Consider the following 23,255-nt stretch of genomic DNA (forward strand, 5'->3'; position numbering starts at 1 on the left):
ACAAATGTCACCTATGTCCGAGGTCAGGTGTCCGACTCCAGGGCGAAGGTGTTGCCGTCCGGGTCCTGGATCCAGGCGATCCGCCCGCCGCCCGCCCGCGGTGTGATGCCGCGCGCGTCGTGGACGAACTGGTCGTACCGCACGATCTCGACGCCCGCGGCCACCAGCTCGTCCACGATCTGGTCCAGGTCGTCGACGTACCACGTGGCCAGGGTCGCGGCCGTGGTGCCGGCGGTCGGCGACTGGTACACGTTCAGGGCCGGACCGCCGCCCGAACCATAGACGCGGCCGCCGTCCTCGATTTGGGCGCTGGGGCCGGATCTGAGGACCGGCAGGCCCAGTTTGCCCTCGTAGAAGGCGACGGCCGCGCGAATGTCGGACACGGCGATCGAGGCGCGCAATGGGAAGCTGCTCAACGGCATGCCAACCAGCCTCGCACAGCCAGGGTCAGGAGGTCAGGGACGGGCGGGTGGCCAGGATCAGGCCCAGGGTGGCGTAGCCGACGAGCAGGTGGGCGCCGCCGATGTAGTCGGCGATCGGGGAGTTGCCCAGGGCGCCGAAGACCGGCACGCAGACGACGGCCCAGCTTTCGGCGACCGCCGGCCAGACGCGGGCGGCGCCCTTCCAGCGGGCGGTGAAGAGGATCTTCAGGCCGATGACGAACATGCCGAGCATGGACAGGGGCCAGAAGATGTCCATCGGGACGAGGAAGGCCTCGTCGCGCAGGGACGGGACGGCGTGCAGGACGCTCCAGGCAAAGGCCACAGCCAGCAGGACGTGTTCGGTGTACAGCATGCCGCGGGCGACCTTCGAGGTGCCCGTCGCCGCCGTGCGGAGCTGGATGGCGAGGAGGGCGAAGAGGCCCAGCTGGAAGCAGGCGCCGCCGAGGTCGGAGATGGTGCGGCCGAGCGAGTCGGCGGGGTTGTTGCCGACGGTGAACATGGCGCCGGCCCACATCAGCGTGCCGGTGGTGAGGGCCAGGCCCAGCGGGCGGGTGAAGGACTTCGTGGCGGGGGCGGGCGAAAGGTCGGTACGAGCGGGAATCGGCTCGGTGCGGATCGTCATGCCGAGTAGCGTGGCGAACGCGGCGACCCGGGCACGAGAGACCGAGGTCCCCGGGGATGTCCCGGAAAACGCGGGACTCGCGTCCCCGGGCGCTCGGGACGCCGTGGGTGGCACCATTTCGGAGTGTCCAAGCCCCGCGTGTCCACGCTGGCCGGCGGCGTGTTCGTGGTGCTCACGCTCGCCGCCACCGTCGCGAGTGTCGTGCTCGAGGCCGGCGTGCCGGCGGATGACGGGCTCGAGGCGGGGTGGATCTCCGGGCTGGCGGGGCTGGCGCTGGCGGTGCCGGGCGGGCTGCTCGCGTACCACGTGCCGCGCAACGCCGTGGCCTGGATTCTCTGCGCGAGCGGGCTGCACTGGGCGATCGACGGGGCCGCCGTCGCGTACGTCGCGCACGCCGTCGCGCAGCCGCCCGTCGAGCCGGGGACGGCGGTCGCCTATTGGCTGTACCAACGGGTCGGTTCGGCTCTGCTCTTCAGCCTGCCGCTGCTGCTGGTGTTCTATCCGGACGGGCGGCTGCCCCGCGGGTGGTGGCGGTGGGCGTCGCTGGCGAGCCTGGCCGCGACCGCCGTGCTGCCGCTGACGCTGCTGTTCGTGCCCGCGCGGATCGCCGACGCGATGAACGGCGGGGCCGAGCCGGCGGCGCTCAGGGCGCTGTCGATCGATCTGCTGAGCCTGCCGCTGCCCGACGGCGCCTGGGAGGTGCTGCTGCGGATCGGTTACGCGGCGCTCCCGGTGAGCCTGCTGATCCCGTTCGCCGTGGTGTTTCGCCGGTACCGCACGGCAACCGGCCTCGATCGCGCCCGTATGCGGTGGCTGTTGTGGGCCGGCGTGGTCGACGTGCTCGTCATGCTCTCGGCGCTCGTGCTGCCCCGGTCCGCGCTCGGCATCGGGCTGTTCGTGGCCATCGCGATCACCGGCGGGGCGATCGCCGTCGGCGTGCTCGCCCCGCAGTGGCTCGACATCGACCGGCTGCTCGGCGGGACGGTGCTCTACGGGGCCCTGGCCGCCATCGTGGTGCTCGTCGACGCCGCGATCCTGGCCCTCGTCACCACCGCGCTCGGCTCCCAGGGCGCCGCGCTGGTCGGCCTGCTCGTCGTGCTCCTCGTGTACGGCCCGTTGCGCAACCGCCTGTGGACGCTCGTCCAGCGGGTGGTGCTGGGGCAGCGGCACGACCCGTACCGGATCATCTCGGGCCTCGCCGAGCAGCTGGAGCGCTCCGACAGCCCCGAGCGGCAGCTGCTGGCCGTCGCGCGCAGCGTCGCCGAGGCGTTCCGCTCGCCCTACGTCGCCGTCGAGGTCCACCATCACGGCGGGCAGGCGCTGCTGGCCGAGTTCGGGAGCGCGCCGGCCGACACCCAGACGCTGCCCATCACGTACCGCGACGAGACCGTCGGCCGCCTCATCCTCGCCGCCGGGGGGTACCGGACCGCGCTCTCGCCCCGCGACGAGCGCCTGCTCGCCGACGTGGTGCGGCAGGCGGCGGCCGCGGCCCGGGCCGGCTACCTCGCGGCGGAGCTGCAGGTGAGCCGGGAGCGGCTGGTCGGGGCGCGGGAGGAGGAGCGCCGCCGGGTCCGCCGCGACCTGCACGACGGCCTCGGCCCGGCGCTCGGGGGCGTGGCGCTGCGCATCGACACCGCCCGCAACCTGCTCGCCAAGGCGCCCGAGCGGGCCGACGGGATGCTGCGGCAGGCCCGCGAGGACGTGTCGACGGCGCTGGCCGACGTGCGGCGGCTGGTCCACGACCTGCGCCCGCCCGCGCTGGACGACGTGGGGCTGGCCGGCGCGCTCGAGCAGCTCGCCGAGCGCCTCCGCGCGCCCGGGCTGACCATACGGGTCACGGCCACGCTGCCGGCGGATCTGGCGGCGGCGGTGGAGGTCGCGGCGTACCGGATCGCGTCCGAGGCCCTGACCAACGTGACGAAGCACGCGCACGCGACGAGCTGCACGATCGCGCTCACCGCGGGCGAGCGCGACCTCGTCGTGGAGATCCGTGACGACGGGGCCGGGATCCCGCCCGGCACGCCGAGCGGCGTCGGGCTGGTCTCGCTGCGGGAGCGGGCGGCCGAGCTCGGCGGGCGCTGCGAGATCGAGTGCCCCGCCGGCGGCGGCACGCTCGTGCGGGCCCACCTGCCCCTGTCCACCTCGACACTAGGCTGACGACCATGACCAACGACCGCGCGATCCGGGTGCTCGTCGCCGACGACCACCCGATCTTCCGCGACGGGCTCGCCGTCCTGCTCGGGTCCGTCGACGGGATCGAGGTCGTCGGTACGGCGGCCACCGGAGCCGAGGCCGTCGAGCGGGCCGTCGCGCTGGCGCCGGACGTTGTCGTCATGGACGTACAGATGCCGGATCTGAACGGGATCGAGGCCACCCGGCGGCTCGTGGCCGAGGCCCCCGACACCGGGGTCGTGGTGCTGACCATGTCCGAGGACGACGGCACCGTCTTCGCGGCCGTGCGCGCCGGGGCCCGCGGCTATCTCGTCAAGGGCGCCGAGCAGGAGGAGATCGTGCGGGCGATCACCACGGTCGCGTCCGGCGGCGCGGTCTTCGGCGCCACCCTCGCCAGGCGCATCGCCGAGTTCTTCGCCGCCGGACCCCCGTCCGCGAGCTCCGCCTTTCCGGAGCTCACCGGCCGCGAGCGGGAGATCCTCGAACTGCTCGCGGCCGGTCGCTCGAACGCCCAGATCGCCCAGGCGCTGTTCCTGTCCCAGAAGACCGTCCGCAACAACGTCTCGAACGTCTTCGCCAAGCTGCGGGTGGCCGACCGCGCGGAGGCCATCGTGCGCGCCCGCGAGGCCGGCCTCGGTCGCTAGGGCAGGACCGGTACCGACAGGGTCATCGCCTGCCGCGCCGCCGAGTTGGCGTCCTGGCCCGGGGTCGGGTGGACGCTCTCCGGCAGGTAGATCAGGTGGTACGCGTGGTTGGGCTGCAGCGTCGGGATCTGCGGCACGGTGAACGAGAACGGCGGCGAGATCGTCGTGCCGGTCGTCACCGTCGGATACACCTCGCCGGAGCCCGCGAAGATCAGCCCGTTGGCGTGGTCGTCGAGCAGCCAGATGCGGTTCGGGTCGACCGGCGGGCAGTTGCTGCCGCGGTCGGTCGCCGTGAACGTGCCGTCCTTGAACTTCAGGTCCCAGCCGACCGCGCACTGGCTCGGCAGGCCGACCGGGGCGATCCCGCCGGGGTCGTCGTCGGTGCTGATGGTCGGCGTCGGACCCCCCGAGGGCCACGTGCGCGTCGGCATCGACCCGTTCGGCATCGGGCCCCGGCTGGTGACGAGCGACGGCTCGGTCGCGACCGGCATGTTCCCGTTGCCGCCGAAGCCCCCCGCGGCCGCGGCGGCCGCCAGGACCACGCCGACCACGCCCGCGAAGACGCCGATCAGCGCCAGCCGCCGGCGCCGCTGCACGTTGACCGTGTGCCGGCGCTCGATGACCCGCGCCGAGTCCTCCACCGGCGGGCGCCCGGCCCGCCGCACCACCTCGGCCAGGCCGGCCTCGGCGTCGAACCGCTCGTCCGCATAGGCCCGCTGGACGAGTTCCCTCGTCGCGTCATGCTCGGCCATGCTCACTCGCCTCCATGATCTGCTGGAATCGGCGCACGTAGGGCTGCAGCACCTTGCGCAGCTCGGCGACGTGCGAGCGCACGGTCGACTCGCTCATCTCGAGCACCTTCGCGATCTCCGCGTAGCCGTCGTCGTGCAGGAAGTACAACAGCGCAACCTGCCGGCGCCTGGGCGGCAGCGAGTCGATCAGCCGCCGCACCGCCCCCTCCAGGCCGAGGGCGTCCTCGACCCGGCCGAGGGCCTCGTCGTCGTGGGCGGGCTCGGTCCACGGGCGGTCGTCCAGCCCGATGTACCGCGACTCCGCCTCGGCCCGCCGCCGCGCGTAGTTCTTGGCGGTCGTCAGCACGTAAGCGCGGCGCTGGGGTGGCCCCAGCTCGCGCAGCCGCTCCCAGCGCTCCAGCATCCGCGCGAAACCCTCCGCGGTCGCCTCCGTACCGAGTTCGCGGCCCGCGAATGCGCACATGACGTGCTGCACCCGCGCCGCCTCGGTCCGGTAGAACTCCGCGAAGTCCGCCGGTGCCGTCCCTATTTCGTGCATCACGTCTATAGAGAGCCGACAGACCCCGATTCCGTCCAGTGGCCACACGGTACTGCTCACGAGTGAACGACCGAACGCCCAGCGTCACCACCGTCGATCCGTGTCGTTACCGGGGTCAAGTGCCCCGGTGGACGAACGGACCCCTCATGCGACCAGGAGTCGGTGGAGCGCACAGATCCCGCGAACGGTGGCTCACGGCGTCCGCGCCGCTGACCCTGACCGCCGCGGCCGCGGTGCTGCTGGGCGGCCCCCCGCTCGGGCTGGCCGTGCCCGCCGCGGTGCTGGTCGCCGCGGCCGCCTCCGGCCTGCTGCACGCCGTCTGGCTGTTCAAGGTGGCCGGGCAGGGCACCAGCGCCGCGAGCCTGACCGCCCTCGGCACCGGCCTGGCCGCCGCGGCCGCCTGCGCCGCCTGGCCGCCCGCCGCCCCGTTCGCCGGCCCCACCGCCGCGCTGCTGCTCGTGGCCGGCCTGCTCGCCCTGCCCGGCGTCACCGCGAGCCCGGCCGCCGCCCTGCGCCGCGGCCTCGACGGCATCTGCGTGGCCCTCTGGAAGTTCCTCACGCTGCTCGTCCTCGTCCTGGACCAGTCCGGCCCGCCGAGCCGCACCGTCTTCGTCACCTGCCTGCTGGCCACCACCGGCATCACGATCGCGGTGGTCAGCGGCGTCCGGGCCCCGTTCCCGCGCTGGGCCGCGCTGACCGCCGCGGGCGGCGTGGCGCTGGTCGTGCTCGCCCTGGCCATCGTCCCGCTGCTGCCGGCCGAGCCCGCGCGGCACGACGCCTGGCTGCTGTCCGCCGGAGGACTGCTCGTCCTGGGTTCGGTACTGGTCTGGGCCGGCGCCTGCCGCTCCGTCTACGGCCACACCCCGGCGGCCCGCGTCATCGACGGCACGCTGATCGGCGACCCGCTGCTGGTCGCCCCGGTGCTCGCCGGCGCCGCCGCGGTCCTCTACACGCTGGTGAGCCGCGGCCGGATCGGCCTGCCGGCGATGGTCGTGGGCGCGGCCGCCGTCCTGGTCGTGGTGCTGCGCGAGATCCTGGAGGCGCTCGCCACCCGGCGCTTCAGTGGCGAGCTCGGAGCCGCCCGCGAGGCCTTCGCCACCATCACGGCCGGCTCCAGCGACGTGATCCTGGTGCTGGGCCCGGACCTGGCCGTGCGCTGGCAGTCCCCGGCCGCCGCCCGCCAGTTCGGCCTGTCCGACCAGGAGGTGCTGGGCCGCCCGTTCGTCCGCCTGGTCCACGCCGCCGACGTCGCCACGGTGCGCCGGTCACTGTCGGGACTGTCGACGGCGGCCCCCGTCCGCACCCGGATCTGCGACGGGTTCGGGGTTTGGCGGCACGTGGAGTACACCGTGAGCGATCTTCGAGGCGACCCGTCGGTCGAGGGCGTGGTGGTGCACCTGCGGGACGCGGCCGAACGGCTGGAGCTGGAGCGAACCCTGGAGCGGACCGCCCGCGCCGACCCGCTGACGGGCCTGGCCAACCGCGGCACCCTGCTGCGCGAGCTCGACGGCGGCACCGGCTTCCTGGTCACCGTCGGGCTGGACGGCTTCGCCGGCGTCAACGACCTGCACGGCAACGACGTGGGCGACGCCCTGCTGGTCGCGGTGGCCGCCCGCATCCGCGCGGCGATCGCCCCGGACGACCTCGCCGCCCGCCTGAACGGCGACGAGTTCGCGGTGTACACGCGGGTCGACAAGGTCCACGCCTACACCCTGGCGACCCGCCTGCTGGGCGAGCTGGGCGAGCCGTACCCGATGCCGGGGACGGTGCTGCAGCTCTCGGCGGGCATCGGCCTGGCCCCGGTGGCCGGCGAGCCGGAGGACTCCCTGCGCCGCGCGGACCTGGCCCTGCGCCGCGCCAAGCGCACCGGCCGTGGCCACGTCGAGTGGCACGACGAGGCGGCCGAGGACGCGTACGTCCGGCGCGCGACCCTGGAACAGCACCTGCCGCAGGCGGTCGAGCGGGGCGAGCTGGACCTGGCCTTCCACCCCGTGTACGACCTGGTGGAGGGCCACCCGGTCGGCGTCGAGGCGCTGCTGCGCTGGCGGCACCCCCGGCTCGGCACGATCCCCCCGCGCGAGACCCTGGCCGTCGCCCGGGAACTGGGCCTGACCGCCCCGATCAACGACTGGGTCCTCGCCCGCGCGGCGCGCCAGCTGTCCTTGTGGCAGCACGAGGGGTACCGCCTCTGGATCTCGGTCAACGTGGCCTTCGACGACTTCGTGGCCCCGACCTTCCCGGCGCGGCTGAGCCTGGCCCTGGACAGCCACCAGATCGACCCCCGCGACTTCGTCATCGAACTCGCGGAGCGCGAACTCGGCACCGACCTGGAGCGGGTGGCAGAACCCTTGGCGACGGTACGGGCAATCGGCGTCCGCACGGCCCTGGACGGCTTCGGCAGCGGCTCCACGTCGCTGGCCCACCTGCGCCGCCTGCCGACCGACCTGCTGAAGGTGGACCGCACCCTGTTCACCGCCTCGCCGGGCGGCGGCGTGGCCCCGATCATCGACGTGGTCGTGAACCTGGGCCGCCGCCTGGGCGTCACGGTGATCGCCCACGGCCTGGAGGCGGGGGAGCACCTGGAGCTGGTGCGGAGGGCGGGCTGCCGGTACGGGCAGGGCCACTACTACGGCCAACCCGCCCCGGCGGAACGCATCGAGGCCGCCCTGGTCCGCCAGCGCACGTGGTGACGGCGGGTCAGCCGACCGGGTGCCAGCGGTTGTACAGCGCCACCTTGTCGGCGTCCTGCGGGCCCCACGACCCCTTCGCGTAGGAGGCCGGGGTCTCGGGATCGTCGAGGATCGGGCCGACGATCCGCCAGCTCTCCTCGACGATGTCCATCCGGCCGAACTGCGCCGGATCGCCGCGCAGGGCGCTCAAAAACACGTGCTCGTACGGCTTGCGGCCGCCTACCAACTGCTCGTCGAGATCGGCACTCAACCGGATCTGGCGCACCAGGTTGTCGCCGCCGGCCGGGTCCCGCCCGTAGAGCTCGAACGAGATCTCCTCGTCGGGCCCCAGCCGGAAGCGGATCAGGTTCGGGTCGGGCTGCCCGTCGACGTCGGTGAACAACAGGACCGGCGGCCGGCGCAGCTCGACGACGACCTCGAGCGTCGTCTCGGCCATCTCCTTGCCGGCCCGGATGCTGATCGGCACTTTGTGCCAGCGCCAGTTCTCGATGTACATCGTGGTCGCCACGAACGTCTCGGTGCTCGACCCACGGGCCACGCCCTTGACCCCGGCGTAGCCGACGTACCGCCCCCGCACCGTGTCGCGCTTGCGGATCGGCCGGGCCGAGCGCAGTACCTTGTGCTTCTCGTCGAGCAGCGCGTCGGGGTCGCTGTCGGCCGGCGGCTCCATCGTCAGCAGCGCCACCACCTGCAGCAGGTGGTTCTGCACGACGTCCCGGATCGCGCCGACCGGATCGTAGAACGACCCCCGGTCCTCGACCCCGAAGTTCTCCGCCATCGTGATCTGGATCGTCCGCACGTACGAGCTGTTCCACAGCGGTTCGAGCAGCGTGTTGGCGAACCGGAACACCATGAGATTCTGCACGGCGTCCTTGCCCAGAAAATGATCGACCCGGAAGATCCGGTCCTCGGGGTAGAACTGCTTGATCTTGGCGTCCAGCTCGCGGGCGCTGCGCAGATCGTGGCCGTACGGCTTCTCGACGATCAGCCGCGAGCTGCCCGACAGCCCGGCGGCGTCCAGCCCGGCCGCCACCACGTCGAAGAGGTTCGGCGGCACCGCCAGGTAGAAGGCCGGGAACTCGGCGGCGCCGAGCGCCTCCTTCACCCGGGTGAACAGGTCCGGATCGTCGAACGACCCGGTGACCAGCACCAGCCGCTTCGCGAGCCGCTTGAAGACGGCGTCGTCGACATCAACCTTGGCGTCCTTGAGCGACGCTCGCGCCCGGGCCACGAGCCCGCCGGCGTCGAGGTCGGTCCTTGCCACGCCGATGACCGGGACCTTCAGCTCGCGGCGGGCCTCCATGGCGTACAGCGCCGGCAGCAGCATCTTGTAGGCGAGATCGCCGGTGATGCCGAACAGGACGAAGGCGTCGGCCTCGCGTTTGCGGTCTCCGGTCACTCCGTCATGATGCCCACCCGGCTGAACGCCAACCACCCGCACAGCAGGAGCGCGTCGAGCAACTCCTGCGCGGATCGCCACAGTTCGTCGTCGACCTCGGACGAGTCGTTTCCGAAGCGCCAGGGGTCGTGCGGCATGCGTCAGTTCTCATCGTCGCCGCCCAGGGCCGAGGCCCGCACGGCTCAACGTCACGCCAGCGCTCCCTATGCACAACTCCGCCCGTCGGCGGCGGGGTAGTCCCGGACGTACATGCTCGGCCGGCGGGCAGCCGCTTCGCGAAGCGTCCTCCGCTTAGGCGTGACGGATCGAACCACAGTTCATTGGCTGGGGAGCACTTGGACTTGGTGCCGAAGCCGGGGCGCCGGTTCGGGCAGGGCCCACTACAAGGCGGCTACCGGATCTGCCGATGAGCGGATAGGCCCAGCCGATCGGATCTTCCATTCCGGCTCGCGAGGCGCCAGCGTCGAGGAGCCTGATCGTTCTGCCCGCCGTGCTTCTGTGTAATCGGTACTGTCTGTTAGATCGGGGTGGCTGCGTGGACCGCAAGGACGACGAAAAGCGCGAAGGCACAGGCGAGGCCGCAGAACCTGGATCCGGAGCTGATGCGTACGAGGGCAACGAGTTGCTGCGCATCGCGTCCACGATGCCGGACACGGACATCGCCCTGGTGCGCCAGCGCGTCGGAGAGATGAACAACTTCAGGGAACTGGCCACCGACGCGCTCGATGTCCTGGAACGGCATCACCGCGCCACGCTCGGAGTCAACAGCCTGAGCCAGGAGTCGTTCCACCGGGCCTGCCAGGACACTCGAGACATCTTCCGGATTGTACTTTCGCGTGACCTGGAATGGGAGCAGCAGCATCAGATACTCGACCTGCTGATGACACTCGTGCACATAGAAGCCGCAAAAGACGCCGAGAACAAGAAGCTGCTCACCTTGCTGTCCGAGAAGCTATCGAAGAAAACGATGTGGATCGCCGGCGTCGCCATCGCCGTCACCGCTGGGGTCGCGGTGATCGTCGCTCCGCAGGTGGCGCGAAAAGTTGGAGAAGCACTGCGAAGAGTCCCTTTGTAGAGACTGGCCTCGACATCGATCGCATCATCCCGCCTCATCGCCGCGTGAGCCGGCAGTCCGCAAGTCCATGTGCACGCTCATGCCGCGATGCGAGGGTGCCGGCGGTTGGAGGGGCGGCCAGCGGTAGGCGCGGGCGCTAAGATCCGCCGCGTGCGGAAGCCACTCGCGGTCATGTTGGTCGGCTTGCTGCTGGCCGTCGCTGCCTGCAACGACGGCGCACCGAAGACGGCGGGGGCTGGGGCTGCAGCGAGCGCGAGTGCCAGTGCCGAGGTGCCGTCGGCCGGCCCTCAGCCGTCCCCAAGCGGTGCCGCGTCGCTGGCTCCGACCGAGCCCGTCGTCACGACCACGACCGCCAAGCCTGCCGTGACGACCAAGGCGGCGACGAAACCAGCGACCGCGAAGGCGACCACGCCGGTGTGGGTGTTTCCGTCGGCGACGGTCACCAGTGTGACGGTGACGCTGGCCAAGAGCTCATTCACCGGCAGCTGCTCCGACACGCCGGTTCAGGTGTACGTCACCTGGAGTATTCACCTCAGCCTCAACACGGAGCAGCAGGTGCGTCTCCTCGTCCATACCAGTGACGGGGCGGCCCTCCCGGGCTACTGGCTCGCCAGGGACGGGGCGATCAGCTTCGAGCAGGTCGTCGGCGTGGCGATCGAGGCGGGCCATCCGCACAAGGTCGTCGACATCTGGGTCGAGACCATCGCGCCGAGCCGGGCGCAGTCGGCGCGCAAGGCGTTCACGATCGACTGTCAATAGGACTAGCGGAACGCGGCGCCCATTTTGTCCAATGACTCGCGCATGACGTCGGACAGTGCGGTGCCGTTCGGGCGGTCCAGCCATTCCTGTACCGCCACCCGCATCGTGACCAGGAACGCCGCCGCCATCAGCCGGGCGCGCATCGGTTCGGCCTCCGGGGAGCGCAGCGCCACCTGGGCCGTCAGTTCGTCCTCCATCGACGCGTAGGTCGAGACCTGCTGCGCGGCCAGTGCCGGGTGGCGGCGGACCAGCCGGACCTGCGTCACCCAGTGTGGATCACGCGCGCCGAGGGCCTGTTGGAAGTCCAGCGCCGCCGCCGTCAGGGCCGCCCACGGGGCCTCTGAGCGCGGGCGCTCCCGGACGGTCTCGACCAGGCGTAGGACGCGCTGCTGGTCGCCGTACAGCAGCGCCTCTTCCTTGCTCGCGAAGTAGTTCGAGAACGTGCGGCGGGAGACCTCGGCGGCGTCCGCGATGGCTTCGATGGTCACCCTGTCCAGGCCGTGCGCGATCGACAAGGTCACGGCGGCCTCGTGCAGGGCCGTCCGGGTGGCTTGTTTCTTGCGTTCCCGCAGGCCTGCTGTTCCCACGCGGCCGATGTTACCTAGTTCTCACTGAGCAAACTTGCGCATTGGGCAAGTTTTTTGGATGCTTGTATCAGGCAAGTATTCGGGAGGGTCGGTGGAGCACGTCGAGGCGCTGCGGGATGGCGTGCGCGAGCTGATGAAGGTCGTGCGGCTCCTCAAGCAGCAGCATCAGGAGCACGCACCGGCCGTCAGCGGCATGCTCGCCGTGATTCGGCGGCACGAGAAGCTGCACCTCAAGGACCTGGCCGCGGCCTGTGCGCTCGATCAGTCGACGACCAGCCGGGCGGTCAGCTCGCTGGTGCAGGACGGGCTCGTGCGGCGGGTCGCGGACCCGCGCGACGGGCGGGCCTGCTTCCTCGAGCTCACCGATGACGGAACCGAAGCGCTCAAGAAGGCCGACGAGTGGTACGCCGCGATGCTCGCCGCCACCCTGCGGGACTGGACCCCCGCGGACACCGAACTTCTGGCCGGCCTGCTGCGCCGCTTCGCGCAGTCCCTGGCCGCCACCGATCCCACCACAGCACAGAGCACGACCCTGGAGGCAACACGATGAGTCATCCCACCCAGACCGAGGAGCCGATGACCCATCGGCAAGTGCTGGAGGCGCTCAGCGGCCTCCTGCTCGCGCTGTTCGTCGCGATGGTCAGCTCGACGATCGTCTCGACGGCGCTGCCGAAGATCATTGGTGCGCTCAACGGTACGCAGACGCAGTACACGTGGGTCGTCACGGCCACGCTGCTGGCGGCGACCGCGACCACCCCGATCTGGGGCAAGCTGGCCGACCTGTACAGCAAGAAGGTCCTGGTCCAGATCTCGATCCTGATCTACGTGGTGGGCTCGATGCTCGCCGGCATCTCGCAGAGCGCCGGGGAGCTCATCGCCGCCCGCGCCTTCCAGGGCATCGGCGTCGGCGGCCTGCAGGCGCTCGTGCAGGTGGTCATCGCCGCGATGATCCCGCCGCGCGAGCGGGGGCGCTACAACGGGTACCTCGGCGGCGTCATGGCGGTCGCGACCGTGGGCGGCCCGCTGCTCGGCGGCGTCATCGTCGACACCGACTGGCTGGGCTGGCGCTGGTGCTTCTTCGTCGGCGTGCCGGTGGCCGTGATCGCGCTCATCGTGCTGCAGAAGACCCTGCACCTGGTCACCATCCGCCGGGACAACGTGAAGATCGACTACGCGGGTGCCTCGCTCATCGCGGCCGGGGTCAGCGTGCTGCTGATCTGGGTGTCGTTCGTCGACGGGTCGTTCGCCTGGGCGTCCTGGCAGACCGCGGTCATGGTCGGCGCCGGCGTGGTGCTGCTCGCGCTCGCCGTGTGGGTCGAGTCGCGCGCGGCCGAGCCGGTCGTGCCGCTCTCGATCGTCAAGGAGCGCACCACGGCCCTGTCGATCCTCGCGAGCCTCGCGGTCGGCATGGCGATGTTCGGCGGCGCCGTCTTCCTCGGCCAGTACTTCCAGATCGGCCGCGGCTACACCCCGACCGAGGCGGGCCTGCTGACCATCCCGCTCATGGCCGGCGTGCTGATCTCCTCGATCGTGGTCGGCCAGCTGATCACCCGCACCGGGAAGATCAAGCCGTACATCATCGCGGGCACGATCGTGCTGGTCGCGGGCTTCGGGCTGCTGGCCACCATCGACCACGAGACCTCGCTGGTCTACGTGAGCGTGGGCATGCTGCTGGTCGGCGTCGGGGTCGGCATGTCGATGCAGAACCTGGTGCTGGCGGTGCAGAACACGGTACAGCTGAAGGACATCGGCGCCGCCAGTGCGACCGTCGCGTTCTTCCGCTCGCTCGGCGGCACCATCGGCGTGTCGGTCCTCGGCGCGGTCCTGGCCCGCCGGGTCACCAGCAACATCACCGACTCGCTGGCGGCGGCGGGCGTGCCGGCCCCGGCCGGCGGCGAGACCAGCAACCTGAACCTCGCCGCCCTGCCGCCCGCGTTCCAGCACATCGTGCGGGCCGCGTACGGCGACGCGACCGGCCACATCTTCCTCATCTCCGCGGCCATCGCGGTGGTGGGCGTGATCGCGGCCCTGTTCATGAAGCCGGCGATGCTGCGCAGCACGCTCGACCTGTCGGCCAAGAAGGCGGAGGACGAGCCGGTCGGCGCGAACAGGTAACCGACAAGACCCGAAATGGGCCGGCGCACCCCCTGGTGCCGGCCCATTTCGCTGTTATAAACCAAAGCATGCCGCTCGTCGCGCACCTCAGTGATCCGCACATCACCACCGGCGCCCTCTCCGCGGAGCCGGCCATGGGGCTCTACCGGGCCCTGACCCGCGTGCTCGCGCTGGAGCCGCGCCCCGACTGCGTGATCATCACCGGCGACCTCGTCGACCACGGCCGGGCGGGGGAGTACGAGGTGCTCAAGGAGCTGATCGAGGGTTTTCCGGTGCCGATCCATCTGGTACCGGGCAATCACGACGGCAGGGCCGCGCTCCAGGCGGCGTTCGGCCTGGAGCGGACCAACCGCATCGCCGAGCACAGCGGCTTCAACGTCGTCGTGCTCGACTCCCTCGAACCCGCGCTGGGCGACGCCGGCATCCTGGGCCCCCAGCAGCTGGAGTGGCTCGACCAGACCCTCGGCCGGCACGGCGGCACCCCGACCTTCGTCTGCCTGCACCACCCGCCGATGCGGGTCGGCATCCCCGGCATGGACGCCATCCGGCTCGTCGACGGGCCGGAGCTGGCCGAGGTGGTGCGCCGCCACCCGCACATCGTCCGGGTGCTCGCCGGGCACCTGCACCGGGTCGTGACCGCCGGGTTCGCCGGGACGATCCTCAGCGTGGCGCCCAGCACGTACCGTCAGGTCGACCTCGGCATGCGCCCGGACCGCCCGGTCGGGTTCGTCGCGGAGCCCACCGGCTTCCTGCTGCACCGCCTGGAGGGCAGCGAATGCGTGACGCACCTGGTGCAGGTGAGTCACACGGGTGCACCAGTGATCGGCTATTGAGCCCTTTTGGCCCATTCCGCGTGGCACGTTTCCGGGATTTGAGGTGCGGCGGTGGCCCGTACCTTGAATGCAGTACCTGAGCGCACCCTTCACGCAAACCGAGAGGATCCACCCCCATGAGCGAGTACGGCGACTTCGACGCGGGCCAGGAGCACAGCTCCCTGGAGGCCGTGCACGAGGGCCACGGCGCCGAGCTGGACCACCAGTCGCAGTACGGCATCCTCGAGCAGGACCACCGCAGCTTCGAGCACGAGGAGTTCGAGAACCTCAAGCACATCGAGTACACGGACGCCGCGGGCAACCACTACGAGATCACCGAGTACACGCACTACGAGCACACCGAGGTCGAGGAGGACCACACCCTCATGGCCTACGGCCAGGAGAGCGTGGGCGACGCGGGCTTCGGCGCGGCCGACGGCACCGACGCCGGCTTCGGTGAGGCGAACGCGGGCTTCGGCGAGTCGGGCTTCGGCGCGGCGTCGATCTCCTCCGGCCTGGAGAGCATCACGTCCCGGTTCGAGAACTTCCTCGGCTCCGGTCTGACGAACAACAACGAGATCGACGAAGCCAGCGCGTGACGGCGGCCCCTCGGGGCGGTGAGATTGCGCTCACGACGCCGGTCGGCGGGATCCCCGCTGACCGGCGCCGTTTCGTTTACGTGTCCGTTGTCAAGCAGTTAAACCGCCGGAAATGGGCGGCAATCCGCGAAGAACCGACGCAGACTGGGTCGCCATGAGCCTCGACGACGACTGGCACTACCTGCCCACCCGGACCCGGGCCGGCGCGCTGCAGCGCGGCCTCGGCCGGGGCGCGGTGCGGGCCAGACAGGACCCGGCCGCGCCGGAGCTGGTGTACGCGTGCATCCGCCGCGACCACCGCTGGCTCCCGCTCGACGACCGCGCCGTCTACCTCGCCCGCCTGGTCCGCGACCTCGAGCTGCCGATCGGCCCGATCGTGGCCCGGCTGTTCGCCGCGACCGACGAGACCGGCGAGTTCACGCACGTGCTGCGGGTCGCCGAGGCCCTCGGCCGGTCCGGCCACGACGACATGGTCGAAAGCCTTCGCCGGTACGTCCAGATCGGCCACTACTGGCGCGAGGCCCTCGGCACCATCGCCGCCGCGTGGCCCGCGAACTGGTGGGACGACCTGCTGCCGGTGGCCGCCGACCGGCTCACCAGCGCCGGCCGCGCCCTGCACCTGCCGCCCGGCGCCCCGTGGGGCGAGTGGGCCGTCCGCGACGAGCGCATCCGCGAGGCCGCGGCGCACGGCCCGGAACCGCTGCGCGGCCTCGGCGAGCTGCTGTCCGCCGCCGACCTCTACGACGACTGCGCCGCCCAGCCGGTCCTGGACTCCCTGCCCGCGGCGCGGCGGGCGGCGGGCGATCCGGGCTCGGGGGAGTACTGGCCGGCGCTGTGCGTGCTGGCCGAGCGCGGCGACGAGTCCGACGGGCCCGCCCTGCTGGCCGGCCTCGACTGGCTGGACAAGCGCGAGGACGACCTGTGCGGCTACGACCGCCTGGTCGACGGCCTGGCCCGGGTGGGCGGGGACGCGGCCGTGCAGGCGCTGCCGCGGATCCGGTCGCTGTGGTTCAGCCCGCACTCGTACGAGCGGGCCGCCTACCTGCGCGCCCGCCTGGCCCTGGAACCGGACGCGTGCGCGGGCGCGCTGACCGAAGGCCTGTGGGACTGCGAGGCGGACGTGCGCCTGATCTCCGTGCGCCAGGTGCCGCTGGACGAGAAGCTGGAGCGCCGCCTCGCCTACCTGCGCGACGACCCGCTGGAGACCCTCGAGGTCCGCGCCGCCGCGGCCGAGCGGATCAACCTGGAAGCGATGCTCTAGCGGTCTTGCCGGGCGCGTGTCGGCTGGGTGACACATCGGCGCAAGTGGCTGCCAAGTCTCTGCCAAGTGTCGTCGCGCATCATGGTGTCAGCGCCACTTGAAAGGGCCACGGCAAAGGTCGAGGCCCTCGCACCGCCTACCTCGAGAACATTCTCGATACACATATAACTGAGCAGGCCCGGCGGCTCCCCCGTTGCCGCCGGGCTCTCATTTCCGCGCGCTATTTGGCGGTACCGCAGGTGGCCTGAATCCGCTGCGTGAGCCGGTCGGCGAAGGCGGCGTCGCTGATGACCCGCTGCTGGAATGCCTCCACCTGGTCGGTGCTGAGATCGGTGTAGATCGGGCGCGACGCGTACGCGGAGGCCATCGCCGACGGATCGGTGTACACCTGCGACTGCACCGAGCACAGGTGCGCCGCGGTGGCGTCGAGGAAGATGGTCTCGCGGCGGTCCGCGGTCAGCGGCGCCGATGCCGTGGTCTTCGGGGCCGTCATCTGCTGCGTGGTGTTGTCCTCGGCGTTGTCGGAGGACTTGCCGCACGCGGAAAGGCCCGCCGCGAGGGCCAGGGCGGCCGCGGCGAGCAGGGCACGGGAGCGGATCACGAAGTTCCCACCTCTCTGTGGAAATGACGGCGGGCCGGCCGGAGTCTCAGGGTGAGATCCGGCCGGCCCGGGGCCGTTACGCGACGACGAGCGTCAGGTCGTTCGAGTCGGTCGTGGTGCCGTAGGAGAGCTTGACCGTGAGCTTGTAGGTGCCGGCGGCGACGTTGGTCGCGTCGAACTTGACCGCGGCGTAGTCGTCGGTGCCGACGGCCAGGCCCGCGCCCTTGTTGAGCTGGGTGTAGGTGCGGTCGGCCGGGTACGACACGACGAGCCCCGAGGGGCCGCCCGAGACCGAGATCTGCAGGTTGTCCACGCCGGCCTTGCGGGACTGGAAGACGATCTGCTGCCAGACCGGGGTGGCCTTGGGCACGGTCACCAGGGTCGTCTTCTGCACCACGGCGTCGCCGGTCGCCGCCACGACCGGCAGGGTCGCCGTGGTCGAGCCGGTCTTCGCGGTACCGGTGCAGGAGGTCGCCCCGTCGGCCTTCACCGTGTACGAGTAGTTCAGCGTCAGCGGGACCAGCGCGAGCAGCGTGTTCGAGGTCATCGAGACCTGGAACGCGGCGTAGTCCACCTGGCCCTGGTTCAGCGAGTCGCCCTTCGACAGCGAGCTGTAGGTGGCGGTGTTGGTCGGGTACTTCACCGTGACGCCGGTGCCGCTCGCCGTGATCTTCACGTTGCAGATGTCGTCCGTGGCCGCCCACATCGTGCCGACCCAGCCCGTCTGGCCCGGCAGCATCGGCGCGAGCACCGGGATGACCAGCCCGAGGTCGGTCGTCGCGGCGGAGGCCGGGGCCGCCGCGGGGAGGATGGCGGCCGCACCGGCGGCGCAGGCGAGGGCGATGGAGGCTGAACGGCGCATCGGATGGGGTCCTTCCCAAGATGACTGGTGTCGACGAGCTGATCGGCGGCGGAACGGGCGGCTTGAGCTAGCCGGTGAGCGCTATCCAGGAGTCGTACTGGTGCACCGCGATTCCCGCGAACGCCGGATAGCGCTGGGCGGCGGTGTCGACGGCGCTCAGGGTCTGCTGCAGCTGGGTGGCGGTGTCGCCGTGGAAGCTGCAGTACGCGCAGTCGCCCAGGGCCTGCGTCTCGGCGCCCAGCCGGACCGGCTTGGCCAGCGAGGCGGCCCGGTTCAGCAGGTCGGCGGCGACCCCGACGATCGAGTTGTCGCCGGTGGCGGTGTTGCGGTAGCTCATCACCGTGACGCCGGCGACCCGGGCCAGGACGGCGTCGGCGAGGTTCCCGCCGCCGGAGACGGGCACGGTGGGCAGCCAGAACGGCACATCCAGCTCGAGCGGAAGCTCGGTCGCCGCGATCGTCTGATCCAGAAGCGCGAGATAGTCCGGTACCAGAGAAGCCTGGTCGTCGTTCCAAGCCGGAAGCAGGTAGGGCTCCACGTCCAGGTGCAACCCGTGGAAAAGGCCCGTCGCCGCGGCGCCCCGGGCCCAGGCGAGCGCGGTCGCGTGATCGGTCGTCCAGGACGGCTCCCCGCCGAGCGCGTCGAGCACGATCCCGGCCTCGTCGCACAGCGCCTTGAGCCGCTCGAGGTCGGTGGTGCCGGCCTTCGGGTCGTAGTAGGCGAACAGTGCGCGCACCCCGTTCGCGGCGGCCCAGTCGACGACCGGCTGCGGCTCCTCATGCCGCCACAGCCACATCGCCCGGGTGCCGGGCGGGGCGACGTGGGTCTCCGGGGCGAGGCCGGGCAGGCGCAGCGGCGTGGCGGCGATCATCGCGATCGCCACGAGGAGCACGCACAGCACCGCCTGGGCGGCCGGGTCCACCACGCGCCGCATACCCGTCCCATCGGCCGCCGCCTGCGGATTGTGAGGGTCACACCGCGCCACGTTGACGTTCCGGTGCCGGTGGGACACGATTGCGGAGCGGTATGTGGAGGAACCCGGTGCGAATCCGGGACGGTCCCGCCACTGTGACCGGGGAGGCGTCCCTCAGCGCACGGACCACGGCCGGCCTCGGCCGGAAGGTCGGGGGGCGGCGGCGATCCGGCAGTCAGGAGACTCCGGCCGCCGATCAGACGTCACCTCGCGGGCGCGGACCCGCCGAAGGGAAAGAGTGCCCGTGACCCCGCCGTACCCGTTCTCGGCCGTCGTCGGCCTGCCCGACCTGCGCCTGGCGCTCCTGCTCACCGCCGTGTCGCCGGCCATCGGGGGCGTGCTCGTCCGCGGCGAGAAGGGCACCGCCAAGTCCACCGTCGTGCGGGCCCTGGCCGCGCTGCTGCCCGAGGTGCCGGTCGTGGCCGGCTGCCGGTTCGCCTGCGACCCGGCTTCGCCCGACCCCGAGTGCCCGGACGGCCCGCACACCGCCGGCACGCTGCTCGCCGCGCCGACGCTCGACGCCGCCGACGGGCTGCCGGTCCGCGACGCCGGGTTCGAGCTGCTGGAGGAGTCGCCGGCGGTCACCGTCGGCTTCGAGGTGCGCCGCTCCGCCCTGGTCGAGCTGCCCGTGGGGGCGACCGAGGACCGCGTCGTCGGCACGCTGGACCTGCAGCGGGCGCTGGGGGACGGGGTCAAGGCGTACGAGCCGGGGCTGCTGGCGGCGGCGCACCGGGGCGTGCTGTACGTCGACGAGGTCAACCTGCTGCCCGATCACCTCGTCGACCTGCTGCTGGACGCGGCGGCGATGGGGCGGGCGCACGTCGAGCGGGACGGGGTGTCGGTCAAGCACGCGGCCCGGTTCCTGCTGGTCGGGACCATGAACCCGGAGGAGGGCGAGCCGCGGCCGCAGCTCGTGGACCGGTTCGGGCTGGTCGTGGGGGTGACGGCGCCGCAGGAGGCCGCGCCGCGGGCCGAGGTGGTGCGGCGGCGGCTGTCATACGAGGCCGATCCGGCCGCGTTCGCCGCGCGCTACGTGGCCGAGGACGCCTCCCTCGCGGAGCGGATCGTGGGGGCGCGGTCCCGGCTGGGGGCGGTGGCCCTTCCCGACGCCGAGCTGGATCGGATCGCTCGGATCTGTCTTGCGTACCGTGTTGACGGGCTTCGGGCCGACATCGTCGTCGCGCGGACGGCGGTGGCGCTGGCGGCCTGGCACGGGCGGTCGGTGGTGACCAGGGAGGACGTGCGGGACGCGGCGCGGCTGGCGCTGCCGCACCGGCGGCGGCGGGACCCGCTCGATCCGCCGGGGGCCGACCGGGACCGGCTGGAAGAGGTGCTGGAGCAGGAGGCCGGGCCGGACGACGACGATCCGCCTCAGGGTCCGCCGCCTCCGCCGGACGACGAGCCAGACCCGGTTCCTCCCGGCCCTTCGGATATTTCGGAAATGTCGGATTCATCCGGCCAGGGGCCGAGTGCGTCTGGGGGGACGCCGCCCGTTGCGCCCGAACAGCGGCCGCCGGCTGAGCCAAGTGCTGAGTCCGCTCCTGAGTCCGATAAGTCCGACGCTGGGTCTGGAGCTTCGGGCGAGTCTGACTTATCGGAAATGTCGGACACGCCGGGTTCCGTGGCCGCTCCCGGGCATTTGGCGTTCGCCGGCGTGCCGTACAAGCCGAAACTGCTGAGCATCGGTGGACGGGCGAACCGGCAGCCGGGCTCGCACGCCGGACGGCGCTCGCCCGCCCTGTCGCGGCACGGGCGGGTGGTGCGCTCGCGGGCGCCGATCGGCGGGAAGCTGACCAGCATCCACGTGCCCGACACGATCCGGGCCGCCGCGCTGCGCGGTGTGCGCCGGGCCGAGGCCCGCGACGTGCGCGAGGCGGTCAAGGTCGGCCGCGAGGCGAACCTGGTCCTGTTCGTCGTGGACGCCTCCGGGTCGATGGCCGCCCGGCAGCGGATGACGGTGGTGAAGACGGCCGTGCTGTCGTTGCTGCGCGACGCGTACCAGCGGCGGGACAAGGTCGGCATGGTCTCCTTCCGCGGCCACGAGGCCACGCTGGTGCTGGAGCCGACCGCCAGCCACGAGGTCGGCGTGGTGCGCCTGGCCGAGCTGCGCACCGGGGGCCGCACGCCGCTGGCCGCGGGGCTGCGCCAGGCCGCGCGGGTGCTGCACGGCGAGCGCCGCCGCGACGCCCGCCGCCGGCCGCTGCTCGTGGTGGTCACCGACGGGCGCTCGACCAGCGGGCCCGACCCGCTGAGCGTGGTGCCGCTGCTGGCCGGGGTGCCCGCGGTCGTCGTCGACTGCGAGAACGGCCCGATCCGCCTGAACCTGGCCCGCCGGCTCGCCGCCGCGCTCGAGGCCTCCTGTATTCCGCTGAGCAGCCTGGGAGCCTGAGAACAATGCCGCAGGGGAAAGTCGAGAGCGTCCCGGACGACGGGCTCACCACGCGCCAGCGGCGGCGGCAGCACGTGCTGGCCGTACACACGGGGCAGGGAAAGGGAAAATCCACGGCGGCGTTCGGCATGGCGCTGCGGGCCTGGAGCGCCGGCTGGCCGATCGCCGTGTTCCAGTTCGTGAAGAGTCCGAAGTGGAGGGTCGGCGAGGAGGCCGCCCTGCGCGCCCTGGGGGAGACCGGCAAGGGCGGCAGCGTCGTGTGGCACAAGATGGGCGAGGGCTGGTCCTGGATCCAGCGGCCCGGCGCCGAGCGCGACCACGCCGTCGAGGCGGCCGAGGGCTGGGCCCAGATCAAGCGCGACCTGGAGGCGGAGGCGTACCGGTTCTACGTGCTCGACGAGTTCACGTACCCGATCAAGTGGGGCTGGGTGGACATCGCCGACGTCGTGGAGACCCTGCGCGAGCGGCCCGGCAACCAGCACGTGGTCATCACCGGCCGCGACGCCCACCCGGACCTGGTCGAGCTGGCCGACCTGGTCACCGACATGACGAAGGTCAAGCACCCGATGGACGCCGGGCGAAAAGGCCAGCAGGGCATCGAGTGGTAGCCCGGATCGTCATCGCGGCACCCGCCTCCGGCCACGGCAAGACGACCGTCGCCACCGGCCTGCTCGCCGCCTTCGCCGCGCGCGGGTTGCGGGTGGCCCCGTTCAAGGTGGGGCCGGACTACATCGACCCCGGGTACCACGCGCTCGCCGCCGGCCGCCCGGGCCGCAACCTCGACCCGGTCCTGGTGGGGGAGGAGCTGATCGCGCCGCTGTTCGCGCACGGCTCGGCCGGCACCGACCTGGCCGTCGTCGAGGGCGTCATGGGGTTGTACGACGGGCGCACCGGGGCGGGCGAGTTCGGGTCGACGGCGCACGTGGCCCGGCTGCTGGGGGCGCCGGTGATCCTCGTCGTGGACGCGACGGCGCAGGCCCGGTCGGTGGCGGCGCTCATCCACGGGTTCCGGTCGTTCGGGCCCGGCATTCACATCGCGGGGGCGATCCTCAACCGGGTCGGGTCCGATCGGCACGAGCAGATCCTGCGGGACGCGTGTGCCGAGGTCGGTACGCCGGTGCTCGGCATCCTCCGCCGCCACGACGCCGTCGCCGCGCCTTCGCGGCATCTCGGGCTGGTGCCTGTTGTGGAGCGCTCCTCGGAGGCGGCCGCCTCGGTTGCCGCGCTGGCCTCGCTGGTCGCGGCGAGCGTGGACCTGGACGCGGTGGCGGCGGTGGCCCGGTCGGCGCCGCCGCTTGACGCGGTGCCCTGGTCGCCGGCCGTGGCCGAGCCGGTCGCGGGGGAGCCGGTGGTCGCGGTGGCGGGCGGCCCGGCGTTCTCGTTCTCCTACGCCGAGACCGTCGAGCTGCTGACGGCGGCGGGCGCTCGGGTGTCCACAGTGGATCCGCTGCGGGATTCGCGGCTGCCTTCCGGGGCGCGGGCGCTCGTTGTCGGGGGCGGTTTTCCCGAGGTGTACGCCGAGCAGCTCTCCGCCAACGCCGGCCTCCGCGCCTCCGTGGCCGCGCTGGCCGCCTCGGGGGGCGCGATCGCGGCCGAGTGTGCGGGGTTGCTGTGGTTGTGCTCCTCGCTTGACGGGCTGCCGATGTGCGGGGTGCTGGATGCCTCCGCGGAGATGACGCCGACGCTGACGCTGGGCTACCGGGATGCCGTTGCGCTGTCGGACAGTGTGCTGGCGCCGGCCGGGACTCGGGTTACCGGGCACGAGTTCCATCGCACCCGGGTGACGCCGGGTTCCGGTGCTTCGCCGGCCTGGGCGTGGCGGGACGGGCGGGACGGGTTCGTCTCCGGGTCCGTGCATGCCTCCTATCTGCACCTGCACTGGGCGGGGCAGCCTTCGTTCGCGCGGCGGTTGGTGGCGTCGTGCGTCTCGTAGTGGGGTTGGGGGCGCGGTCGTCGGCCTCA

General features: G+C 72.1%; 23 protein-coding genes and 1 riboswitch. Of the genes, 13 read left to right on the plus strand and 10 right to left on the minus strand.

What is annotated here, in order from left to right; all coding sequences use genetic code 11:
• Positions 1-23: 23 nt before the first annotated feature.
• Together ACQPZ4_RS12510 and ACQPZ4_RS12515 are read right to left on the minus strand one after the other, a co-directional pair.
• Positions 24-422, minus strand: a complete 399-nt coding sequence (locus tag ACQPZ4_RS12510) for a VOC family protein (RefSeq protein ID WP_433059326.1) — start codon at positions 420-422, stop codon at positions 24-26.
• 25 nt (positions 423-447) lie between these two features.
• Entirely contained in the window at positions 448-1,065 is a 618-nt protein-coding gene (locus ACQPZ4_RS12515; protein ID WP_433059329.1) for a hypothetical protein, read from the minus strand.
• 123 nt (positions 1,066-1,188) lie between these two features.
• On the opposite strand from ACQPZ4_RS12515, the gene ACQPZ4_RS12520 reads away from it, so the two are divergent.
• Complete coding sequence (locus ACQPZ4_RS12520) at positions 1,189-3,222, plus strand: sensor histidine kinase (RefSeq protein ID WP_433059332.1); 2,034 nt, start codon at positions 1,189-1,191, stop codon at positions 3,220-3,222.
• A 5-nt stretch (positions 3,223-3,227) separates the two neighbouring features.
• Complete coding sequence (locus ACQPZ4_RS12525; protein WP_433059334.1) at positions 3,228-3,881, plus strand: response regulator; 654 nt, start codon at positions 3,228-3,230, stop codon at positions 3,879-3,881.
• Here ACQPZ4_RS12525 and ACQPZ4_RS12530 read toward each other — a convergent pair.
• The gene (locus tag ACQPZ4_RS12530) at positions 3,878-4,633 is read right to left on the minus strand and encodes a hypothetical protein (RefSeq protein WP_433059337.1); all 756 of its coding nucleotides are present in this window, start codon (positions 4,631-4,633) and stop codon (positions 3,878-3,880) included. The genes ACQPZ4_RS12525 and ACQPZ4_RS12530 overlap by 4 nt on opposite strands.
• Entirely contained in the window at positions 4,620-5,171 is a 552-nt protein-coding gene (locus ACQPZ4_RS12535; protein WP_433059340.1) for an RNA polymerase sigma factor, read from the minus strand. The genes ACQPZ4_RS12530 and ACQPZ4_RS12535 overlap by 14 nt, the downstream gene beginning before the upstream one ends.
• Before the next feature lie 146 nt (positions 5,172-5,317).
• Here ACQPZ4_RS12535 and ACQPZ4_RS12540 point away from each other — a divergent pair, with 146 nt between their 5' ends.
• Positions 5,318-7,861 (plus strand): putative bifunctional diguanylate cyclase/phosphodiesterase, encoded by a 2,544-nt coding sequence (locus ACQPZ4_RS12540; protein WP_433059343.1) that lies wholly within the window; start codon positions 5,318-5,320, stop codon positions 7,859-7,861.
• Between the two features lie 7 nt (positions 7,862-7,868).
• Here ACQPZ4_RS12540 and zwf read toward each other — a convergent pair whose 3' ends face one another.
• Both zwf and ACQPZ4_RS12550 read right to left on the minus strand, forming a co-directional pair.
• On the minus strand, positions 7,869-9,260 hold the full coding sequence (gene zwf / locus ACQPZ4_RS12545; protein WP_433059346.1) for a glucose-6-phosphate dehydrogenase: 1,392 nt from the start codon (positions 9,258-9,260) through the stop codon (positions 7,869-7,871).
• On the minus strand, positions 9,257-9,397 hold the full coding sequence (locus ACQPZ4_RS12550; protein ID WP_433059349.1) for a hypothetical protein: 141 nt from the start codon (positions 9,395-9,397) through the stop codon (positions 9,257-9,259). Before ACQPZ4_RS12550 ends, zwf begins: the two co-directional genes overlap by 4 nt.
• A gap of 398 nt (positions 9,398-9,795) precedes the next feature.
• Here ACQPZ4_RS12550 and ACQPZ4_RS12555 point away from each other — a divergent pair, with 398 nt between their 5' ends.
• Positions 9,796-10,335, plus strand: a complete 540-nt coding sequence (locus ACQPZ4_RS12555) for a hypothetical protein (RefSeq protein WP_433059352.1) — start codon at positions 9,796-9,798, stop codon at positions 10,333-10,335.
• Positions 10,336-10,485: 150 nt separating this feature from the next.
• Complete coding sequence (locus tag ACQPZ4_RS12560) at positions 10,486-11,094, plus strand: hypothetical protein (RefSeq protein WP_433059355.1); 609 nt, start codon at positions 10,486-10,488, stop codon at positions 11,092-11,094.
• Between the two features lie 2 nt (positions 11,095-11,096).
• On the opposite strand, the gene ACQPZ4_RS12565 is transcribed toward ACQPZ4_RS12560, so the two are convergent.
• Positions 11,097-11,681, minus strand: coding sequence for a TetR/AcrR family transcriptional regulator (locus tag ACQPZ4_RS12565; RefSeq protein ID WP_433059358.1), 585 nt, complete (start codon positions 11,679-11,681; stop codon positions 11,097-11,099).
• Between the two features lie 91 nt (positions 11,682-11,772).
• On the opposite strand from ACQPZ4_RS12565, the gene ACQPZ4_RS12570 reads away from it, so the two are divergent.
• The 5 genes from ACQPZ4_RS12570 to ACQPZ4_RS12590 all read left to right on the plus strand — a co-directional run bounded on the left by ACQPZ4_RS12570 (position 11,773) and on the right by ACQPZ4_RS12590 (position 16,468).
• The gene (locus tag ACQPZ4_RS12570; RefSeq protein ID WP_433059361.1) at positions 11,773-12,231 is read left to right on the plus strand and encodes a MarR family winged helix-turn-helix transcriptional regulator; all 459 of its coding nucleotides are present in this window, start codon (positions 11,773-11,775) and stop codon (positions 12,229-12,231) included.
• Positions 12,228-13,796 (plus strand): MDR family MFS transporter, encoded by a 1,569-nt coding sequence (locus ACQPZ4_RS12575; protein ID WP_433059364.1) that lies wholly within the window; start codon positions 12,228-12,230, stop codon positions 13,794-13,796. The genes ACQPZ4_RS12570 and ACQPZ4_RS12575 overlap by 4 nt, the downstream gene beginning before the upstream one ends.
• A gap of 68 nt (positions 13,797-13,864) precedes the next feature.
• Complete coding sequence (locus ACQPZ4_RS12580) at positions 13,865-14,629, plus strand: phosphodiesterase (RefSeq protein ID WP_433059367.1); 765 nt, start codon at positions 13,865-13,867, stop codon at positions 14,627-14,629.
• 116 nt (positions 14,630-14,745) lie between these two features.
• A complete protein-coding gene (locus ACQPZ4_RS12585; RefSeq protein WP_433059370.1) occupies positions 14,746-15,207 on the plus strand; it encodes a hypothetical protein in 462 nt (153 codons plus the stop codon).
• 154 nt (positions 15,208-15,361) lie between these two features.
• The gene (locus ACQPZ4_RS12590; protein ID WP_433059373.1) at positions 15,362-16,468 is read left to right on the plus strand and encodes a hypothetical protein; all 1,107 of its coding nucleotides are present in this window, start codon (positions 15,362-15,364) and stop codon (positions 16,466-16,468) included.
• Between the two features lie 220 nt (positions 16,469-16,688).
• Here ACQPZ4_RS12590 and ACQPZ4_RS12595 read toward each other — a convergent pair whose 3' ends face one another.
• The 3 genes from ACQPZ4_RS12595 to ACQPZ4_RS12605 form a co-directional block, all read right to left on the minus strand.
• Positions 16,689-17,069 carry a hypothetical protein gene (locus tag ACQPZ4_RS12595; protein ID WP_433059376.1) on the minus strand — a complete coding sequence of 127 codons (381 nt, stop codon included), beginning with the start codon at positions 17,067-17,069 and terminating at the stop codon, positions 16,689-16,691.
• A 76-nt stretch (positions 17,070-17,145) separates the two neighbouring features.
• Positions 17,146-17,931: a hypothetical protein gene (locus ACQPZ4_RS12600; protein WP_433059379.1), complete on the minus strand. Its 786-nt coding sequence runs from the start codon at positions 17,929-17,931 to the stop codon at positions 17,146-17,148.
• Between the two features lie 67 nt (positions 17,932-17,998).
• Positions 17,999-18,865, minus strand: coding sequence for a hypothetical protein (locus ACQPZ4_RS12605; protein ID WP_433059382.1), 867 nt, complete (start codon positions 18,863-18,865; stop codon positions 17,999-18,001).
• A gap of 98 nt (positions 18,866-18,963) precedes the next feature.
• Positions 18,964-19,089, plus strand: a riboswitch (cobalamin riboswitch).
• Positions 19,090-19,148: 59 nt separating this feature from the next.
• Here ACQPZ4_RS12605 and ACQPZ4_RS12610 point away from each other — a divergent pair.
• The 3 genes from ACQPZ4_RS12610 to ACQPZ4_RS12620 are packed head-to-tail and all read left to right on the plus strand — an operon-like array spanning position 19,149 to position 23,226.
• Entirely contained in the window at positions 19,149-21,293 is a 2,145-nt protein-coding gene (locus ACQPZ4_RS12610) for a VWA domain-containing protein (RefSeq protein ID WP_433059385.1), read from the plus strand.
• Positions 21,294-21,298: 5 nt separating this feature from the next.
• Positions 21,299-21,901, plus strand: coding sequence for a cob(I)yrinic acid a,c-diamide adenosyltransferase (gene cobO, locus ACQPZ4_RS12615; RefSeq protein ID WP_433059388.1), 603 nt, complete (start codon positions 21,299-21,301; stop codon positions 21,899-21,901).
• Positions 21,895-23,226, plus strand: coding sequence for a cobyrinate a,c-diamide synthase (locus ACQPZ4_RS12620; RefSeq protein WP_433059391.1), 1,332 nt, complete (start codon positions 21,895-21,897; stop codon positions 23,224-23,226). Before cobO ends, ACQPZ4_RS12620 begins: the two co-directional genes overlap by 7 nt.
• Positions 23,227-23,255: the final 29 nt, after the last annotated feature.

It is taken from the genome of Dactylosporangium sp. CS-033363 (assembly GCF_050942475.1).
GTDB lineage: Bacteria > Actinomycetota > Actinomycetes > Mycobacteriales > Micromonosporaceae > Dactylosporangium.

Excerpts from the sequence above, each read along its gene's own strand:
- ACQPZ4_RS12600 (WP_433059379.1), bottom strand. The coding sequence starts at position 17,931 with ATGCGCCGTTCAGCCTCCATCGCCCTCGCCTGCGCCGCCGGTGCGGCC.
- ACQPZ4_RS12515 (WP_433059329.1), bottom strand. The coding sequence starts at position 1,065 with ATGACGATCCGCACCGAGCCGATTCCCGCTCGTACCGACCTTTCGCCC.
- ACQPZ4_RS12530 (WP_433059337.1), bottom strand. The coding sequence starts at position 4,633 with ATGGCCGAGCATGACGCGACGAGGGAACTCGTCCAGCGGGCCTATGCG.
- ACQPZ4_RS12510 (WP_433059326.1), bottom strand. The coding sequence starts at position 422 with ATGCCGTTGAGCAGCTTCCCATTGCGCGCCTCGATCGCCGTGTCCGAC.
- ACQPZ4_RS12590 (WP_433059373.1), top strand. The coding sequence starts at position 15,362 with ATGAGCCTCGACGACGACTGGCACTACCTGCCCACCCGGACCCGGGCC.
- ACQPZ4_RS12575 (WP_433059364.1), top strand. The coding sequence starts at position 12,228 with ATGAGTCATCCCACCCAGACCGAGGAGCCGATGACCCATCGGCAAGTG.
- cobO (WP_433059388.1), top strand. The coding sequence starts at position 21,299 with ATGCCGCAGGGGAAAGTCGAGAGCGTCCCGGACGACGGGCTCACCACG.
- ACQPZ4_RS12525 (WP_433059334.1), top strand. The coding sequence starts at position 3,228 with ATGACCAACGACCGCGCGATCCGGGTGCTCGTCGCCGACGACCACCCG.
- ACQPZ4_RS12585 (WP_433059370.1), top strand. The coding sequence starts at position 14,746 with ATGAGCGAGTACGGCGACTTCGACGCGGGCCAGGAGCACAGCTCCCTG.
- ACQPZ4_RS12550 (WP_433059349.1), bottom strand. The coding sequence starts at position 9,397 with ATGCCGCACGACCCCTGGCGCTTCGGAAACGACTCGTCCGAGGTCGAC.
- ACQPZ4_RS12580 (WP_433059367.1), top strand. The coding sequence starts at position 13,865 with ATGCCGCTCGTCGCGCACCTCAGTGATCCGCACATCACCACCGGCGCC.
- ACQPZ4_RS12605 (WP_433059382.1), bottom strand. The coding sequence starts at position 18,865 with ATGCGGCGCGTGGTGGACCCGGCCGCCCAGGCGGTGCTGTGCGTGCTC.
- ACQPZ4_RS12540 (WP_433059343.1), top strand. The coding sequence starts at position 5,318 with ATGCGACCAGGAGTCGGTGGAGCGCACAGATCCCGCGAACGGTGGCTC.
- ACQPZ4_RS12535 (WP_433059340.1), bottom strand. The coding sequence starts at position 5,171 with ATGCACGAAATAGGGACGGCACCGGCGGACTTCGCGGAGTTCTACCGG.